The 19,078-nt window shown below is 39.4% G+C and carries 13 protein-coding genes; 1 reads left to right on the forward strand and 12 read right to left on the reverse strand.

The genetic code is table 11. The features are described from left to right. Nucleotides 1–46: 46 nt before the first annotated feature. Nucleotides 47–898 carry an Ig-like domain-containing protein gene (locus R2R35_RS03165; protein ID WP_317733044.1) on the reverse strand — a complete coding sequence of 284 codons (852 nt, stop codon included), beginning with the start codon at nt 896–898 and terminating at the stop codon, nt 47–49. Between the two features lie 324 nt (nt 899–1,222). Here R2R35_RS03165 and R2R35_RS03170 point away from each other — a divergent pair, with 324 nt between their 5' ends. Further along, nucleotides 1,223–3,319, forward strand: a complete 2,097-nt coding sequence (locus R2R35_RS03170) for a serine hydrolase domain-containing protein (RefSeq protein ID WP_317733045.1) — start codon at nt 1,223–1,225, stop codon at nt 3,317–3,319. A gap of 111 nt (nt 3,320–3,430) precedes the next feature. Here R2R35_RS03170 and R2R35_RS03175 read toward each other — a convergent pair whose 3' ends face one another. The 11 genes from R2R35_RS03175 to R2R35_RS03225 form a co-directional block, all read right to left on the reverse strand. Beyond that, nucleotides 3,431–3,853 (reverse strand): Hsp20/alpha crystallin family protein, encoded by a 423-nt coding sequence (locus tag R2R35_RS03175; protein ID WP_317733046.1) that lies wholly within the window; start codon nt 3,851–3,853, stop codon nt 3,431–3,433. 470 nt (nt 3,854–4,323) lie between these two features. Then, nucleotides 4,324–5,124, reverse strand: coding sequence for a 3-keto-5-aminohexanoate cleavage protein (locus R2R35_RS03180; RefSeq protein WP_317733047.1), 801 nt, complete (start codon nt 5,122–5,124; stop codon nt 4,324–4,326). A gap of 73 nt (nt 5,125–5,197) precedes the next feature. After that, nucleotides 5,198–8,236: a glycosyl hydrolase gene (locus R2R35_RS03185; RefSeq protein ID WP_317733048.1), complete on the reverse strand. Its 3,039-nt coding sequence runs from the start codon at nt 8,234–8,236 to the stop codon at nt 5,198–5,200. Between the two features lie 251 nt (nt 8,237–8,487). Continuing rightward, on the reverse strand, nt 8,488–10,020 hold the full coding sequence (locus R2R35_RS03190) for a DUF5605 domain-containing protein (protein WP_317733049.1): 1,533 nt from the start codon (nt 10,018–10,020) through the stop codon (nt 8,488–8,490). Nucleotides 10,021–10,035: 15 nt separating this feature from the next. Next, entirely contained in the window at nt 10,036–11,355 is a 1,320-nt protein-coding gene (locus tag R2R35_RS03195) for an MGH1-like glycoside hydrolase domain-containing protein (RefSeq protein WP_317733050.1), read from the reverse strand. Further along, nucleotides 11,352–12,185 carry a carbohydrate ABC transporter permease gene (locus R2R35_RS03200; RefSeq protein WP_317733051.1) on the reverse strand — a complete coding sequence of 278 codons (834 nt, stop codon included), beginning with the start codon at nt 12,183–12,185 and terminating at the stop codon, nt 11,352–11,354. The genes R2R35_RS03195 and R2R35_RS03200 overlap by 4 nt, the downstream gene beginning before the upstream one ends. Before the next feature lie 5 nt (nt 12,186–12,190). Next, nucleotides 12,191–13,075: a carbohydrate ABC transporter permease gene (locus R2R35_RS03205; protein WP_317733052.1), complete on the reverse strand. Its 885-nt coding sequence runs from the start codon at nt 13,073–13,075 to the stop codon at nt 12,191–12,193. Nucleotides 13,076–13,353: 278 nt separating this feature from the next. Then, nucleotides 13,354–14,730 carry an ABC transporter substrate-binding protein gene (locus R2R35_RS03210; protein ID WP_317733053.1) on the reverse strand — a complete coding sequence of 459 codons (1,377 nt, stop codon included), beginning with the start codon at nt 14,728–14,730 and terminating at the stop codon, nt 13,354–13,356. A gap of 176 nt (nt 14,731–14,906) precedes the next feature. Continuing rightward, a complete protein-coding gene (locus tag R2R35_RS03215) occupies nt 14,907–15,968 on the reverse strand; it encodes a response regulator transcription factor (protein ID WP_317734736.1) in 1,062 nt (353 codons plus the stop codon). Between the two features lies 1 nt (nt 15,969). Next, entirely contained in the window at nt 15,970–17,814 is a 1,845-nt protein-coding gene (locus tag R2R35_RS03220; protein ID WP_317733054.1) for a sensor histidine kinase, read from the reverse strand. Between the two features lie 224 nt (nt 17,815–18,038). Next, on the reverse strand, nt 18,039–19,031 hold the full coding sequence (locus tag R2R35_RS03225) for a LacI family DNA-binding transcriptional regulator (RefSeq protein ID WP_317733055.1): 993 nt from the start codon (nt 19,029–19,031) through the stop codon (nt 18,039–18,041). Between the last annotated feature and the right edge of the window lie 47 nt (nt 19,032–19,078).

Raw genomic sequence — 19,078 nt, forward strand, 5'->3', positions numbered from 1 at the left:
TGACAGCCAGGTAATAATACAGGAGTTTGTTTGTTATAATTTTATTTTATTTCGCTACTTCCAGGGTCTCTATAAGGTATTTGGCTACCTGTTGCACATCCGGTGAAAGGTTATCTGATATATCTGATACTGTTATCTGAAGCAAGCATTTCTCAGTATAAATATCATAAATGGTCTGTTTCGCTGTAGCACCATCATAGGTTAGATTAAAGCTTGTTAAATAACCTACTCCAAGATCAGTATCAAACTTATCTACAGTAACATTATCCACCGTTACCTCCAGACCTTTTTGTGCGTACTGAGATACCAGTAAATCGGCCGTTACTCCTTTATAAGCTGTTTCCAAAGCTGAAGTTTCAGGAATGCCGTCTGTATCAATAACCAGCATTGAAATGCCGGATACATCCGTACTTGCATCACTAACTGCAGGTACAAGCGCTATTTGTCTGTAACCGGTAGCTTCTGCTTCTGATTTCGTCCAATTACTTGGATAAATATAAGTTACATTACCAAAAGTCGCTGCCTGGGCTTTAAAGGGTGCTCCATCAACCAGAGGATTAGCAGCCACAGCTGCTTTCACAGTTACCGTACAGGTATATTTCTTTTTATCAACTGTAGCGGTTATAGTTGCTTTTCCGGCTTTTTTCGCTGTAACCTTTCCCGTCTTACTTACTGCAGCTATTGTACTCTTACTGGATTTCCAGGTAACTTTTGATTTGGTGCCCGTAATTTTAAGTACTTTTGATTTACCAACCTCCAGTGTCAGCTTTTTCTGACTTATGGCTGTTTGTGCTGCTTCTGCCGCCTGAAGATAATGTGCCGGAAGTACTGTCTGAAATGTCAGTGTAAGCATCATGACAACAGCCAGCATTCTTCCGAATTTTTTAATATGCTTCATTTATGCCCTCCTTTATTATTGTACGTGCTATTCTATTATAGTCTTTTTGGTAAAATTTTTCCAGTTAAATCTGGTAAAATATTCTTAATATGGTATACTGAGGATATACTTTCCTAAAGGTGCCTTAATTACGCCATGTCACAAGTAAGCTTATTCCTTACATAGGTTTTGATTGGAAATTCTGAATTTTCTTTTCCCTTCCAGCTGTTTCGCAAGCAAGCTCTTATGATAGGCATTAGAGGCCTGTCTTTAAAGCAGTGTCCCATGAACTGCGGTATACATGGAAAGTAGAAACATACAAAATTGTTAAGAAAAGAGGTTTATATGCAAATTTTTAAAAAATTACAGATTAAAAGATTCTTATCGGCAGTAATAATCCTTCTCCTTCTTACCGCCACCCCATTAACAGCAATAAATGTTAAAGCAGCTGACGAAACTGTCCAGTCAACCTCTGTTGATTTAAAGGCTCTCGCAGAACAAAAAGCGAAAACCCTTACCTCGCTGTATGGATTAGACAGTGTATCTTATGCACTTATTGACAACGGAAATATCATTCTTTCCGAAAAGTATTATTCTCCAACCAAGATATATGAAACAAAAACATCAGATGTCTATGGAATAGGCTCAATCAGTAAGATATTTACTACGGTTGCAGTCCTTCAATTATCAGGGCAGGGTAAGCTCTCCCTTGATACACCTGTTGTAGTCTACCTGCCGGAATTTACCATGGCCGATGACAGATATAAGGACATAACTGTCAGAATGCTTCTTAACCATTCTTCCGGACTTATGGGAAGTACCCTGAACAACTCCATGCTCTTTAAGGATAAAGATACCGTCGCTCATGATAACTTTCTGGAAAGTTTAAAGAGTCAGCGCCTGAAAGCTGCACCAGGCTCCTTTTCAGTCTATTGCAACGATGGCTTTACCCTGGCTGAAATATTGGTCGAAAAAGTTTCAGGAATAAGTTTCAGTCAATACATAAAAGATAATATAACAACTCCCTTAGGTTTAAAGAAAATTCTGACACCTGTTGAGAGTATACCTGCCGGTCTTTTATCCGGTACCTACGCAAAATTATTAAAAGCTCCTCTTCCTGCCGAGTCCGTTCTGTCAATAGGTGCAGGGGGAATCTATTCCTCAGCTGATGATCTTTGCCGGTTTTCCCAGTTATTTATGGCTGCCGGCTCTTATGTAAATGTATTGTCTGCTCAAGCTTCAGCTTCCATGCAGAATCCTGAGTATGCCAAAGGACTTAACCCCGCTCAGGGAAGCTCATTGACTTATGGTCTGGGCTGGGACAGTGTAACTACTGCTCCTTATGAATCCTATGGAATCAAAGCCCTTGTAAAGGGCGGTGATACCTTAACCTACCATAGCAGCCTGACTGTCTTGCCAGAGGAAAACATGGCTATTGCAGTTATGTCCTCCGGTGGCAGCAGTCTTTACAATCAGATTTTCGCACAGGAAATTATGCTGGAAGCCCTAAAGAGCAAAGGACGTATAGCAGAGATCAAACCTGACGAGACTTTCTCCCTGCCGAAAAAAACTGCCATACCAGCCGATCAGAAACAATATGAAGGTTATTACGGCAACTTCACCAATATGTTGAAGGTTACAATGAAAGATACCGGAACCATGACACTCACCAGCCTGCTAACGCCTGATGCCTCACCTCAAATATTTTATTACACTGGTAACGGTAAATATTACTATACCGATGGCAGCTATTATTTATCCTTTGAGAAGAACACAAATGGAAATACCTATATTTATTTTTCAGGTTTCACCAATCTTCCGGGCCTGGGTCAGAGTCCTTCTTACAGTTATCTGGCGCAGAAACTAACTGAAAATCCTCTTACTGCTGAGGTTGAAAAAGTCTGGGAAGCACGTTCCGGCAAAACCTATTTCCTGTTATCAGAGAGATACTCCTCCCAGATATATGTTCTTTCATCACCCTACTCTGTTATTCCAATGACTGAGGGCATTAAAGGTTACTGGATAAATACGGAGATCATAGATAAAGATAATGCCAAAAGTCCTCTCCAGATTCCTGGGAGTTATGGACGGGATCTGATAGATTATCGTTTCTTCCGGGAAAATGGCATAGAATACCTGGATGCAAAAGGAAACATTTTTCTCTCTTCTGACAGCCTTAAGTCACTTCCGGCAAAAACTGCAAAATATACTATCGGAGAAAAGGGATATGCCTCCTGGTATAAATTATCCAGTAATACAGCTTCAAAGAAAATTACCGTTACGGTACCTGCCAATGCTTCTTTCGCAGTTTATAACGAGAAAGATGTTTGCATAACCAATTACTACCTTAACAAAAACAAGACAATAACCCTTCCAAAGAATGGTTATATCGTATTTATGGGTGATGCCGGTTCCGTATTCCATTTAAATTTTGCCAAATAAAAAAGCTGCTTTAAATTATAAAAGGGACTGTTTCTGGAAAACAGTCCTTTTTCTCTTGTATATGGACGCTAAGCTCATCCAATACGAAGGTTTCATGCTTATTTAAATTGCTTATTCAATTGCAATATAACCTCTCTTATCTTCTATCCCTGTATATGATTTGGGAACGGAAAGACGAAGTATCCCATCTTTAAATGAAGCCTTGATATCTTCCTCTTTCACCTGATCTCCCACATAAAAACTTCTCCTGCTGCTACCTGTAAACCGCTCCCTTCTGATATAGTTTCCATCCTTATCCTTTTCTTCTTTACTCTCATTCCTGTTCGCAGTAATGGTTAAATAACCATCTCTTAATTCAGCATGCAAGTCTTCTTTTGTAAATCCGGGCAATTCCATATCTATGAGGTAATTCCCATCCTTTTCCTGCACATCTGTTTTCATCATCTGAGATTGATTAAACCATGCTGGTGCTTCCAAAAAAGACTCTTTAAACATTTCATCAAATAAATTATTCACTCTGTTTGCCAGAAACATAGATTATACCTCCTTGAATATTATATATGTTATTGTTGTTATATATATTATATAACATTAATATTTTGCAATGTCAAGAGTTAAAATAGATTTTTTTAATAAGAAAGCTCATATGCCTTTTTAAAAAATATAAGTTGAATATAAGCTCTCCTGCATCCATCTATAAAAGGTCTGAGTAAACACGTTTTTATATTTGGATAATGAAAAACCTAATTCAACTTATATTGTTATTCTTTATTTAATTCCCTGGATTGTATATCAAATGTATTATCGTTTTATTTCCTCAAGTATTCTGCCACATAGATCAAGCGTCAAGAACTATGCGTAAACACTTCACCCGGGTTCACCACGCCGTTTAAATGGGCCTGATACCGGTTGTTTTATAATCTTCTGATATGTTATTAAATCATACTATCGTGTTTTAAATTTGCGAGAGATAAAACACTTCGATAACCAACATATACATTTAACTAGTTGCACAGTTTTAAGATTTCTCTGGCCTCTGCCACGGATGCCACTTTAAGTCCCATAGCGTGTATCAGCTCAGCTAACCTTTCAACCAATTCATAATTTTTTTCAGCACTTTTATCCGGAGCCAGATAAGCACTGTCCTCGAAGCCGATACGTACTTCCGCGGCCCCCATTGCAATTGCGGCAGCGAGAAAAGACCAGTTATCCCTGCCATAATGAGTGACACCCCATAAACAGTCTTTTGGAACAAAAGACTTAAACGCATAGAGAGCTTCTACTGTAGGCTGCATCCCCCCTCTGTGGCCAAATACCAGGTTGAAGAAGACGGGCTCAAGAAAAGGCTGCTCTGCTCTTAGCTTATTGATATTATCAATCATTCCAATATCAAAGACTTCTATCTCCGGCAATATTTTTTTCTCATAGCAGACTTTGGAGCAATATCTGATATCCTCCAGAGAATTTCTATAAACGGCTTCTCCCAGATTGGTGGAGCCACCGTTTAGAGATGCGGTTTCTGCTTCCGTATACTCTAAAGGATTGCATCTTTCCCGGATATTCATATCAGAGACTCCGCCTGTGGAGGTTTGTACCACAACATCCCGCTGTCTTAGCACTTCATCAAATATTTCACACATCACAGATATGTCAGGTGTAAGTTTCCCTTCCCTGTCTCTGCTGTGAATATGGCACATGGAAGCTCCTGCGTCTATGCTCTTTACAATATCTTCTGCTGTTTCCTGTACAGAAAAGGGTCCTGTTGCTGCATTTACAGGAGCAAGGGATAGGATTACCTTATTCATACAATTTCCTCTCTTTCATAAATAAAAATTTACCTTGCTTCAAGTGCCAAAAGACAGCTTCAATGAAGAAAAACTATTCCTTTAAACCAAACTTTACAAAGCTATAAGAATCTGTCCAATAGTTTTTCGTTCTGTCTGCTATGTCTGTAGCATCTGCTTCTGACTTACGCTCCACCCAGCTCCATTTGCCCGTAAAGCTGTCTGGCCCGACATTATAGCATTCGCCGTCAATATGATGATGGGGTCCCAGAAGGTTACGGTTTGAGGCATAAATCCATAACTTGATCTCGTTTATACCTTCCTTCACATAGTCACTGATATCTGCAGTGTAAGGAGCCCATAAAGAATCTTTGACCAGGCACCCGTTTACAAAGATTTTAATCAGCGGAGCATTCTGCTTTCCGAAATCCAGCAGATACTTTTTATTCCTATCACTAATTTCAATCTCCTGGCTAATTACCATATCCTCTGCAAAAAACAGAAGTCCCTGTTTTGTAAATTCATTTCCAGAAAAAGCAGCCGGTTTATCCACTACCAGAAAAGGTCCGTCACTAAACATAGCCTCCCTTTCAACCTTTCTGAATGGAGTTTTAGAAATAACCCCGAAATCACCCAAGAGGTAAATGCTTTCTAATTCAACCTCGTAGGTTATCTTGTTTTTTTCTGTTTCATAAACATTTTCTCCGTATAATACATCATATACCTTCTGACTCTGGCGGAAAGTTGTATGTAACGTGATTTCATTTCTGCCGTTTATGACGTTCGGTTTAATGTCTACTTTTTTGAAGGTCTTATCCTTCCAGTAACCGGCTTCTTTACTATAGGGAATAGAAGTACCATTTACTGTAATATCAAATATTTTCGCTTCTTCTGCCACCAGATAGAATTCTTTATTGGCATCCAGATCAAGGTCAGCCTCGAAAGAAAAATTCATAGTAACCTCACAAGGTCTTCTAAGCTCCATCAGAATATCCTGAAGCTTGATAACTGAAACCGGCCCCAGGACTTCTCCCCCGTCTATACTGTAAGTACAGAAATCCAAGGTTAGAGAATTCAGCCCTAGTTTTTCAATTTTCCAGTTTCTTTGCAAGGTTATGATTTCATATTCTTTAACAGGTAGAGAAATTGTCCGAGGTTTTTCTGTCTGCTCCAGCATAAGGATATAGGATTGCATCGGTTTAAATTCCAATGGAAAGACAGTCTTATCCTTCTCTGCCAAAAAGCCTATTACCTCTTCTTCTCCGGTTTCACCCAGCAGTCGTTTAACCTGATAGCTGCCATTAAATACTGTAACCTCCGCCTGATAGGTCTCCTTCTGGTCATGATTAACAAGAAAGAGCAGGGTTCCTTCTCCTGTTTGCCTCTGCTGATATGAGATATTTCTAATCTCTTTCTTCTTTTCCGCTATACTCAGAGACACCAGCTTTACCTCCTTGAGATAGTCTCTGATTTCTTCCGCCTTAATCGTTACACAGCCAGCTTTTAACTGACTAAGTTCTTCTTCGCTGCCATTCGTAAAAGTAGGGAATCTTCCTGCGCTTAGTACAACACCTCCTTTGTTCAGAAACTCCAGTAATAGTTTCACAGTTATTTTATCAATGGAATGCATATGAGGAAGTATGACAGTTTTGTAAGCGATTTTACCTAAACAGAATTGTCCTTCTTCAATGCGTCCATGATTCTCGATAATTGTCTCATCTCCATAATGATAGCTTATATGATTTCCGGAAAGGCTTACAGAGATTTTTGTAAATTCATCATCTAAGACTCTGATATCCTCTGTTCTGGTACCATCATAGGTCAGGAAACCGCTTCTCATTGGATGCAGCAGAAGTACATCTGCTGACTGATTTCCTTCTGATAGTGCCACACATAAACGACCCAGATAATCATTGAATTTCTTGTAATCCTTCCACCAGGTCTGCTGATGGAACAAGGACGGCGGATAATCCCTCTTTCTGGAGCCTCTTATCGTATATGCCTGTAAATGCTGACAGATCATGTTAACACCGTTTACAAACTGCCACTCAGCAATCCATTTTAATTCTTCAAAAGATACATTCCAGCCGCAGAGTGCAAAAGACTCTGTGATTACTTTATCTTTTCCCAGCTGGCAGGCAGCAGAGCCAACCTGTTTCCCGATAACAGGTGTTGAAATAGGACGCCTTAACCAATCAATCCCCGGAATATGCATGTACTCATAAAAAGGCATAACTCCGCCGGTACTGGTCATCTGACTGAAAATGCTCTCCTCCATCATAATATGCCCGGTAGATTTGCAATCATGTGCCTCACACCAGTCATATATGGTCTTCATATAGCTCTTAACAAATAAATCGTTCACCAGCTTCCAGAAATCATAGCGGAATTTCTCATAATTACCGGATTTGATAAACAAAGAAGGCAGACAGTCCAAAAGCTCATAGCCATAACGGTTCTTAAAATTTTCTGTCAGATCATCAGACCAAGGCAGCTCCCCAAAATGATTGCAGGTAAGCCTTGGTTCATCGGTAAAGAATCCTTTTATATAGGTTCCGAAGTCTTCTCCGTATTTTTCATAGTAAACCTCATGGGTGCATTGTAAGAATGCCTCCACTGCCCTCTTGTTCATTGTATCAATATAATATGGATTGGTATGTCTTCTAACAGCAAGAAATTCCTGTCCATCATTTAACAGCGTATTATAGTCCCAGTCAATCTTAACATAGAACTCCCTTTCCTTATCATATAGGTATACTGCTAACATGGCTGTTTTATCAATATCCTTTAGGGAAGTATATCTTTCAAGAGTCATGAATTTGGCATGATAATCTGCTGAAAGCGCCGGAACGATTCCTCCTGCAAAACCGCTGGGCCAGCCTTCTTCATCATAGAGCCAGACATCCAGGTCGACCTCTTTTCCTTTGTCTATTCCGGCTTTGATGCATTCAAACCATTCTTCTCCCAGATAATCCACCTTTAAACCGGACCTGGCATGGAAGAAAGCACCTCCCACGCCTGCCTGTTTCATCTCCACTATCTGATTCTGTATTTCCTCTTTCTCCAATTGATCATTCCAGGACCAAAAAGGTATCGGTCTGAATTTATTGGAAGGATTTTTAAATTCTTTCATTTGAATAACCATTCCTTTCTTAAAATCTGCAGCTACTTTGAACCAAAGCCTTTTACTGATTCCTCCAGCCTCTCAGTACAATATTCTCTAAATACCTGTGCATCTTTCTGCCTGTAAATTCACATAGACTGTATTATACAAGTGAAGGCAGGGGGGGCTTACTCCAAACTTGAATAATTACCATATGGAAGCCAGAACAGAATAATGCATAGGTATTTGCAGAATATTGTACTGTTTGTGCAATTATATGATTACGTCAGGCTGGTGGCGTCTATGCCTTCCTCCCAAATTCTCAATGCCATATATTCCTTTGAAGGAAGCTCTATTCTAAATTTGTTATGAAATACACCTCTGTCTTCAATCGTCATATCCCAGGTATCAATTACCTGCACGACATATCTCTTTCCTTGCTGGAATTCAAACTCCTTAAAGGCTGGCCTGGTATGACCGGTATAAAAGAGAAAATATCTGCCACTGAAACCAGGATGGGAAGCAGTTGCACAATTATCCTCCCATTTCTTCATTTCTGCCGGTTTCAAGCCATGTCCGGGTGTCTGCAGCAACAGTTCATATAGAAACTTAAGTCTGTCCGCTGACTCACCATAGAGAACACCGCCATGGGACCACCAGAGTTTATCCTTTTCATGCATATAAGTTTCTCCGTGTCCGCAGTAACCTCCACGAACAGTTGTTGTCCAAAATAATCTTACCATTTCCTCAGCAGTGAGATTACCCCAGGAAAAATTAATATTTCCTTCGTAACCAACCTCATCAAAAACAACCGGCTTGCCATACTGTTCTCTTAAAGCTTTAGTGCCTGCCGCAGAGAGATAGATTTCTGTACGCTGTACGCTGCAATGAGTAATCCAGGGTCTTGTATAGTCATAGAGGAGCTTGCAGTTGTGAATGGAACGAAGCCTGCGGTACGGATCTTTCTTTACCAGGATATCTGCATATTCCTCCCAGTCTTTTAAGCCTTTTTTCTCACACAGATCATATTCATTGGCAAGTGACCACCATACATTACGGTAAGCTGCGAATCTGGCGGTTACATAATTGATATACAGCGCACTGCTTTCGCTGTCCATTTCTGAGAAGCCCCATCGGTCATAAGGATGCATCAGAATCAGATCTGCTTCGATTCCCAATTTCATCAAATCCTGAATCCGCTTCTCGATAATTCGAAAATGTTCCGGATTAAATCGTTTATAATTCCAATTATTATCTGGATTAGACGGTAAATATTCCATAAAATTATCCTTTGTGATTCCGCTTATATCACAGGGCTTACCTTCGTAAGGATAGGAAATCGGCTCATAAAGGTTGTAATCATAATGCTTTGGAAAAATGCAAAATCTTATTTTGTTAAAGGGACTTTTTCTTAAAGTATCAAGGGTTTCCAGCTGCATTGCATCTGGCTGGTGCGTCCATGCATAACAGGTCGTACCCATGGAATAATAAGGTGTTCCGTCCTCGTATGCAAAATGATAGGTATCACATACCCTGACTGGCCCATGATTATTGTCCATGGCTGCCGTAACTTCAAATTGTCCTTCATAGACCGCTTCTGTAAAGCTTCCTTTAACTCTATATGTATAGATACCTTCAAAGGAGGGCATGAATCTGATAACGTATCGGCTGTCTCCGTCATAGAAACCAAACACCTTCTTATTCTCCTGCTCACCGCTAAAGTATCCGTAGATTTCATAGTCTGTATAGGGATTCCCCTCCTCATTTCCTGTGAATACCAGTTCGAAGACTCCCCATTTTTCTATCTTTATCATTTCCTCCCTCATTGGCTACCTCTCTTCACTTCCAAAGAAACATTCATAGTTCCTCATAGGTGCCTTCCCCCTTAACTCATCTGCCATATTTAACACCAGTATGTTCCAGTTGATAAAACCACCGTTCATGATCGGCTCACCGTCAAAGGGATTGTAATATTCATGAAGGCTGCCGGTTTTCGTAATATCCTCACCAAGCAATCTGAGGGTTCTCTCATACATACTTTGTGCTTCTTTCACATATCCGTAATTTAAAAGCCCTCTAAACACAACATAGTTTGCAACCAGCCAGATGGGTCCAAGCCAGTTCGAGGGATTATTGGTAACAGATAAATCAAACATCTTCTCATCTTTTGCAAGAGTAGTGATTCCAAAATCACTATAGAAGGTATCTTTATCGAACATATGCTTCACCAGGCTTTCTGCCTGTTCCTTTGTGGCAAAACCTGCCCACATAGGTAGGAAGCCGGACCAGACACGGATTTTAATCGGCAGGGTATTCCAGAATACTCCTAACCCCTGATGGAACCAATCGAATTTTCTGGTCTTTATATCCACATCGGCTGAATAAAAGAATCCGTCTCTCTTATCATAACACTCTCGTTGTATGGAAGCGATCAGCTGGTCTGCTTTCTGCTGGTACCAGACTGCTCTTTCCTCCTCCAAACCAAGTTCTCTTAGAATCTTTGCTGCTGCCTGCAGTTCAGAAACCATAAAACTATTTAAGAAGATATTTGCAGTAGAGAACTTAGGACGACCAAAGGTAGCGGGGTCATTATCCATTCCTATCATGATGTCATCACACCAGACAAACAGTCCGGGAATTTCAAAAAAGTAATTTTTGTAGTAGCACATAAAATATTTATCCAATTGTTCTACATAAGGTAATATCCAGTGATAATCTTTGATGTAGTCACTGATCAGGCATATCTGGCTGCATAAAAAGGGCTTATGCATGTTCATCATAACACCTTCCTTATGCTTTAAATTCAGGTAGGGCTCTGACCATTTACCCACTTCAATCATCATTGGAATATACCCGTCCTCCAGCTGATGATCCAGGAAGTTATAGATATTTCCTTTGGCATGCTCTACAACCTTATCCTTTACACGGCTATCCTCTTCCCTCTCAAAGAGGTTCAAGAGTCCGTAAACGGACCAGTAGGTATCCCAATCCCAAACATTTCCGTCATAAACTGAGCCGGGATCTATAAAGGGATATTTTATAAAACTCACCGGACTTTTTAACACACCGGGTATATTCTCTGTTATAAAGTCCCTGATTTTTTTTTCGAAATCTGCCATATAAACAACCATACCTTTCTCGTGAATCATCCTTTAACAGCACCTGCTGTCATACCTTCGATAACTGCTTTGTTCAGTATCATATAAACAACCAGCATAGGCAATACGCTCATGGATACAGAAGCAAAGATCGCTCCCCAGTTCTTGGCACCGAACTCATCCTGGAAATACAATAGTCCCGTCTGTATCGTCTTTAACTTTGTATCATTTATAAAAGTCATGGAGAACAACAGATCATTCCATTTAAAGAAGAACTGTAACACCAGTACGGTTACAATGGCATTTTTCATTAAAGGCACTACAATGGTCCACATAAGCTTATAGATTCCGCAGCCATCTACAACGGCAGCTTCCAGGATTTCATCCGGCAGAGATTTTAAGAAACCTGTTACCAGATAAATGGAAAGGGATAAACCAAATGCAATATAGGTAATGATAAGGCTGGTTCTTGTATTTATCAGGTTCATTCCATTGTATATCTGAAAGAGGGGAATCAATGCGGTTGCTACCGGAACCATAATGCCGATTCCAAAATAGGAAGCCACCTTATTTTTATATTTCCATTCCATTTTGGTTAGAGCAAAGCCGATGGTTACAGAGAAAAAGACGATAAATACCAGGGCCGCCAGTGTGTTTATCAAGCTGTTCTTAAAGAAGGTTGCCATGTTTCCTCTGGTCCAGGCATCAATATAATTCTGAATATAAAAGCCATCATTTAATGCATATGCCGGTTTGCTTACGAATTCTGCCGGCTTTTTAAAAGACGCTGTCAGCATCCAGAACAGCGGATAGACCTCCAATATAACAAGACCAGCTGTCAATAATGATATAATAAGTGGTTTTATTTTAATTTTTTTCATAGCCCTTATGCTTTTTCCTTTCTGTCAAAGAGGTTAATTAATCTGGAACCTACCACACATAACAAGAAAATAAATACCGCGATAACACTTCCGTAACCTACCTTACCATAGGTAAAGGATACACTGTACATGAACATGGACAAGGATTTGGTAGCGCTTCCCGGACCTCCTTTTGTTAAAGCAAGAGCAGATTCAAACATTTTTACCGTTCCGGTAAAGCTAAAGATCATACAGGTTATCGTAATGGGTTTTAAGAGAGGCGAAAGCACTCTTCGGAATAAATTAAAGGCATTACAGCCATCAATTTTTGCTGCTTCGATAATTTCACCCGGTATATCTAATAAAGCACCATAAAAAATTACGGAATAGAAACCCATGGCAACCCATATATCCATGGCAGAAAGTGCTCCGAGTGCTGTGGAGGATTGACCTATCCAGGGTTGTACCAGGTGCTGTAATCCGATATTGGAAAGGATGCTGTTTAACAAACCATAGTTAGGCTGAATTTCATAGATCTTAACAAAGAGCTGACCAACCGCTACCGTGGGCAATACAACAGGGAAAAATACTAAGGTACGAACCACATTTTTGAATTTGGTAAGCCAGAATCGGAAGAACAAAGCCAATAAGAGTCCTAACCCTACCTGTCCTATCATAACAATAGCTATATATTTTAAATTCACAATCAAAGCATTATGAAAATTCTTATCGTGAAACAGTCTTTCATAATTCGCAAGTCCTACGAAATTCCATTTCAATCCGGGCGTTCCTTCATAGACGGAATAGTACACCGACCATATTACCGGAAGCATAACAATTATTGTGTAAAGCAGCAGCCCTGGCAGTACAAATAAAGCGATTGCTTTCTTATTTCCTAGTACGTTTTTCATTTTTAACTCCGATCTGCAATTGAATATGCGTAAGTCATCTTATAACCCATGTCTGCCATGACTAAGGTGACATGTAATTTATTCTTAACTCAGGTCATGCAATTGTATATATATTTTCTACAATAATGTGTATATTTCTATTATTATGTTCATTATTTTTATATTCACTGTATTTACATTCGTTTATCTTAATTTGTCAGTCATTTATTTCCAAAAATATGGAGCAATAGAAAAACACTTAACTATTGCTCCATATGTACCTTATAGATTAGAGCCGATTAATACTGGCTTCCGTCGTAAGCATCCTGAATAAACTGCATGTATTCTTTTGCTGTCATATCACCGTTAATCAATGTCTGAACATAATCCTGTGCAACTGTTGATGTCTCGCTGTTCATACCGGCTTCATACCAGGTTGTTGCCTTTGTAACCTTGCCTAATTCATCCGCTACAATCTTGGAATAGGAGCTTAAATCTCCTGCTACATCGTATTTATAACCTTTAACAGCACCAAACTGTGTCATAGCTTCATTACCAAGATTCTGTACCATATATTTCAGCCAGCCAGCAGTTCCTTCATCATACTTATCCTGTGCCAGAGCGAGAATATTTCCGCAGTTCATGGAATATTCCGTGATTGGACTGATGGACTCATCAACTACAGGAATATTAAAGAATCCGATACCGTCTTCACCTGCAGGGTTTGTATCTGCTGTAAGAGCTTCTGTAAACCAGCTGCCATTGTAAAAGATAGCCGCTTTACCGGATAAGAGCATGTTGCCTGCTGTATTTTGATCAACGGTTGTGATACCTTCACCAAAATAACCTTTTGCTGCAAGATCCTGCAGCTTCTGTGCTGCTGCTACATAACCGTCATCTGTATATTTTGCCGTACCATCGGCAGCTTTCTTCATTGCATCACCACCCATGCTTCGTACAACATAAGAATTGACTAAACGTGTAAGAGGCCATTTGTCAGCACCACCTGCAGTCAGAGGTTGAATGCCTGCTTCCTGTAATTTTGCACATACAGCTTCAAAGTCTTCCCAAGTGGTAGGTACTTCTACGCCAGCCTGCTCAAAAAGAGCTTTGTTATACCAGAAACCTTCAACGTTCATACCAAGAGGCAGATCATATAAATCATCCGTTCCGGATAAGGTCTTTAAGAGTGATACAGCACCTTCATCCATCATATCGGACACACCAAGCTCTTCTAAAGCTTTACTGATGTTTACAAGTTTATCATTTTCAATGAGATCCACAATGGGTTTACCGGATTCATATACGAATACATCGGGTAAATCATCAGAAGCTACTAAGGTAGCAATTTTTTGCTTTAAATTATCAGAGGAAACAAGTTCAAATTCATATTTGAAGTTTGGATTAACCTCAGCAATATATTTTTTTGTTAAATCCGTTATTAATTTACCGTTATCTTTATCTTCCGCCCAAATAGATAAAATCTTAATGATTTTAGCAGGCTGTGCATCACCGGTCTCAGAATCTCCGGTTTTTGCTGTATCTGTATCTTTGCTTGTATCTTCTGTCTTATTTCCGCTGTTTGCACCAGCGTTTTCTGCTTTGTTGCCACATCCAGATACCATTGCCATAACCATCACTGCTGCCAATATTACAGCTAATAAACGTCTTTTCATGTCGTTAGACCCCCTGTAATCAAAATCCTTCTTGAGTTTTGTTTAAATCTTATAGAATTTTCCGGAATTCACTCTATATGTATACAATATCACAATCCAGATTCTTTTCTAGTCACATATTTCTTATAAAATGTATACTTTTTTTATATTTCTATAATTTTAGTATAATATTTTAACTATTTCTTGCGGATGGAGCCTTTTAATTCGTTAGGCTTTTTGCCGGTATGCTTCTTAAAGATACTGCAAAAATAATGGTAATCATTGTAGCCAACCATTTCACTGACCTGGGTAACCTTATACCCTTCTGCCAACAATTCTCTGGCATGATTTATACGTAACTGAGTCAGATATTTGATATAGGTCATGCCGACCTCTTCTTTGAAGAGAATACTAAGATAAGCAGGATTCATGTTAACCATATCCGCTAATTCATTCAGTCCGATATTTTCATTATATTTTTCCTGAATAATGGCCAGCAGCTTTAATATGATTCTGTGATTACTGCCGGATTTGACCGCTTCCATCTTTTCTGCTATCTTCCCGGTAATATCTCTTACATACTCATCTACTTCTGCATAGGAAGAAAGTATTTCCACTTCCTTGTAGGATGCCATATCCTCTAATTCATACTGCCTTTTCTTTTCCAGAAAAATTCCGTTTGCTACACAGAGAAATTTATAGCATTCCTGCTTGTATACCGCAAGCGTATAAGACTGTGAAGCCAATGCCTCCAGGATCTTTTCTGTCTGAATCTTAATTTCCCCTGCGGATTCATTCATAATACCTTTGATCAGCCTGTCCACGAACCCATTAACCTGCTGCATTCCCTCGTTCTGATATCCTTCTTTTCTCTCTGAGGCTTCTTCTTCTTTTGTATGCAATTCCTTTTCAATCCGGTTTAGGACCTCCGTAATTTTTTCAATGGTTATAGGTTTATCCAGATAACCTTTTACCCCCAGGGAAAGAGCCCTTTTTGCATATTCAAATTCACTGTATCCGCTGATAACGATGAAGGAAGTCTTTGGTGTAAATTCTTTTGCCTCCTCAATCAGGGATAATCCATCCAGCCCCGGAATACGAATATCTGTAATCACTACATCTGGTTTCGTCTGCTGTATCACTTCCAAAGCCTTAATACCGTCATATGCAAATCCCACAATTTCATAATTCAGTTTTTCACGGCTTATCATTGCCTTAATACCCTCAACAACAATAAACTCATCGTCAATCACCACCATACTATACACTGATATTACCTCCTTTGCTTAAAACTGGAACAACGATTGTTACCCTTGTTCCAACACCAGGCTTACTCTCAAAGGATACCCCATATTCTTCTCCGTAAAATAACCTGATTCGTTCCTTCACATTGTTGACTCCATAACCTTTTTCCAGTACTGATAGATCTTCTATGCCTATTCCATTATCACGAATGGTAAAGTATAGCCTGTCCTCCAAACGTTTGCCTTTTATCGCAATCGTACCTTTCCCGATCTTTGCTTCCAGTCCATGATACATTGCATTTTCCACAAAGGGTTGAATGATAAACGTAATTATCTTTAAATCCTCTACCCCTTCAAAATCCAGTTTAAGCTCGAAGCGGTCATTGTAACGCATATTCTGTATCAGCATATACTCCTGTATCCTTTTTGCCTCATCCCTCACGGTTATGGTATTATCCCCTTTGTTCAGGCTTAATTTGAAAGTATTGGACAGGGCTTCTACCATCCTGGCTATATCATCCTCCTGTTTTATAATAGCCATAAAATACAAGGAATCCAGAGTATTGTATAAAAAATGAGGATTAATCTGGGCCTGCAAAAGAAGCAGCTCTGCCTCTTTTTCATTCAGTTCTGCCGATAATAAACGTTCTCTTAGCTCCAGATTGTTATTTACCATCTCTTTAAATTTATTTCCGATTTCTCCGATTTCACTGTTATCGAACTCTTCTTCTATATGCCGGTTCCCTTCTCCTACTTCCTGAATGGTCTTCTCCAGCTTATTAAGAGGTTTGCTGATTCTGTTGGAAAATAACCTGGAGAAATAAACACTAAAGAGAATCAATATAAAAAATACCAGCAGGATAATCTGTCCGATATACAAACTATCACTGCGAAGCTCCTTCCGCTCGATGACATTTACTGCCATCCAGCCGGTGGATTCATTCAGGTAACTGCTAAACAGATATTTTCCCTTATGGTTACCGTTGATATAGTCTTTTAAAATTGAAGCTTTTGCCCCCATATCACCATTGAAATAAACCCCCGGATAGATGCTGTCTTCATCAATTATCATATAGCGATTGGTGGAGTACCCCTCTTTCAGGGTTCCAAAAGCCCTGTCTAACAGCTTTTTATCAATATTAACTATCATAAAACCCATGGATTTACTGTTTTTGGTATTGATCAGATTTTTTACGTAGGATATGGTATCTCCTTCCAGGTCAGGAATCAGCACATTATAGCCATAAAATACTTCCTTTCCTTTCGCTTTTCTGGCCAGTGTCACCCATTCCTCTTCCAGGATGTTGTCATTGGAATAGTACTTCTTATAATAATCAGATGGGATTCCTCCCTTAGAATAGAATAATATATTGCCTTTTTCATTTACAATGGTGACGCCTTCTATAAGAGGATCGTGAGAAGCAAAATCACCGATTGCACGATTAATAGTAAGGCTGTTGATACTGGAAAAATATCTCCCGCTCTTATTGTTTTCATCATCTGCTATCGCTTTGATAAAATTATGGTTCACCAAAAGGCTCCGCCCCTGCTCGATTATACTACTCAGCTGGATATCGATAATATTACTGGAAACCTGCAGGTTATAAGTATGTGCATATCTGTAATTGTTCTGGATGGTTACCCTCGACACATTGTAGACAGTAACTCCGAGAATTGCAGCAGAAAGCATAGAACCTACCAGCATGGCAAAAAGAATCTGATCCTTTATTTTCAATTGTTTTATAAATCTCATAAGTCTTCTGACCTTCCCCTTAAACCCTGTCATAGCTTTGACCCCTGTTAACATCATAGTTTCTTTTCGTCTTATTACATACTTTCCAGTCTGCTGGCCTGTTGTCATTTGTATTAAGTCCGCCTTATCAATTACCAGTTATTTTAGCAACTATTTAAAACCCCATTCAGTTGTGATAGTATTACATTTATGCATAAGTGTCAACAGATTATGTGTTTTTTTATAGATTAATGTAACATTTTGATATTTCTTGTCTTATTTAAAAGAGAAGCCATATATAAATTGTGAATCATACAATTCATATATGGCATAATAATACTTCTCAAGGAGGATTATTTCACGCTGTTTCTCTCAACAAAAGCAGTACATACCTGTAATTTCGTACGTACGCCATCATCGCCCTTCATCATTTCTATTACTTTTCTTACTGCCATTCTGCCCATTTCCTGCTTGGGAACACGGAGACTTGTAAGTCCCGGGGTTGAGATTTCGCTAAAGGGAAGATCATCAAAACCGATGAGGGAAACATCCTCCGGAATTTTGTACCCCTTCTCCTGTAATGCTTTCATGGCACCCAGAGCTATCATATCATTGTCCGCAAAATAAGCGGTTGGCAAGGAGGGGGTATCCTCCAGATATTTTAACATATCTCGGTAAGCCCCATTCATAGTAGTATCAAGTTCTACACAGAATTCCTTCTTATCTTCCAGTTCATTTTCAACCAGTGCCGAATGATAACCTGACTGCCTCTGACGAAATCCCAATATCCGGAATCGTCCTTTTAGGTAGCCAATCTGTTTATGTCCTTTATGAAAGAGATAATTAACTGCCATTCTGGCGGAATCCGCATTGTTGATCATAACAGCATTGAAATCCATATCAAAGCTCCAGTAGTCCAGTAACAAAATAGGGCTGACCGTATTACGGTATAATTCCAGATCCTCCGCTTCCAGTTCCGTTCCCAGCAGTATTATAGCCGTTCCCGGCTCACTGACCATCTGTCTCGCCTGCTCTTCGTAATCCGGCTGTCTGGCATCGACATTCCCGATAGCCATCTCAAAGCCTGCTTCACGGCACTCTTGTTCAATACCATTTATCAGCAGTGTAAAGAAAGGGGTATCATCAATAATCAGCCCGTTTTTCTTATAAATCAGTAATTTAATTTTTGTAATTTCCTCTGAACCCAAATATCCTATTTCTCTGGCAACACGAAATATCTCATCCGCAGTCTTTTGATTTACACCCTTTTTCTGATTCAGCGCATTGGAAACAGTCGCAGGTGAAAATCCTGTTATTTCACAAATCTGTTTTATTCCTGGTTTCAATTTGTCACATCCATTCTACGTTGTTCTAAAATTTTTATATAAATAAT

Origin of the sequence: Anaerocolumna sp. AGMB13020 (assembly GCF_033100115.1) — a bacterium.
In the GTDB taxonomy this organism is placed as follows: Bacteria; Bacillota; Clostridia; order Lachnospirales; family Lachnospiraceae; genus Anaerocolumna.

Bases quoted from the DNA above. Each gene is read 5' to 3' on its own strand.
- R2R35_RS03170 (WP_317733045.1), top strand. From the start codon at position 1,223: ATGCAAATTTTTAAAAAATTACAGATTAAAAGATTCTTATCGGCAGTA.
- R2R35_RS03195 (WP_317733050.1), bottom strand. From the start codon at position 11,355: ATGATTCACGAGAAAGGTATGGTTGTTTATATGGCAGATTTCGAAAAA.
- R2R35_RS03210 (WP_317733053.1), bottom strand. From the start codon at position 14,730: ATGAAAAGACGTTTATTAGCTGTAATATTGGCAGCAGTGATGGTTATG.
- R2R35_RS03190 (WP_317733049.1), bottom strand. From the start codon at position 10,020: ATGATAAAGATAGAAAAATGGGGAGTCTTCGAACTGGTATTCACAGGA.
- R2R35_RS03200 (WP_317733051.1), bottom strand. From the start codon at position 12,185: ATGAAAAAAATTAAAATAAAACCACTTATTATATCATTATTGACAGCT.
- R2R35_RS03175 (WP_317733046.1), bottom strand. From the start codon at position 3,853: ATGTTTCTGGCAAACAGAGTGAATAATTTATTTGATGAAATGTTTAAA.
- R2R35_RS03185 (WP_317733048.1), bottom strand. From the start codon at position 8,236: ATGAAAGAATTTAAAAATCCTTCCAATAAATTCAGACCGATACCTTTT.
- R2R35_RS03165 (WP_317733044.1), bottom strand. From the start codon at position 898: ATGAAGCATATTAAAAAATTCGGAAGAATGCTGGCTGTTGTCATGATG.
- R2R35_RS03215 (WP_317734736.1), bottom strand. From the start codon at position 15,968: ATGGTGGTGATTGACGATGAGTTTATTGTTGTTGAGGGTATTAAGGCA.
- R2R35_RS03220 (WP_317733054.1), bottom strand. From the start codon at position 17,814: ATGACAACAGGCCAGCAGACTGGAAAGTATGTAATAAGACGAAAAGAA.
- R2R35_RS03180 (WP_317733047.1), bottom strand. From the start codon at position 5,124: ATGAATAAGGTAATCCTATCCCTTGCTCCTGTAAATGCAGCAACAGGA.
- R2R35_RS03205 (WP_317733052.1), bottom strand. From the start codon at position 13,075: ATGAAAAACGTACTAGGAAATAAGAAAGCAATCGCTTTATTTGTACTG.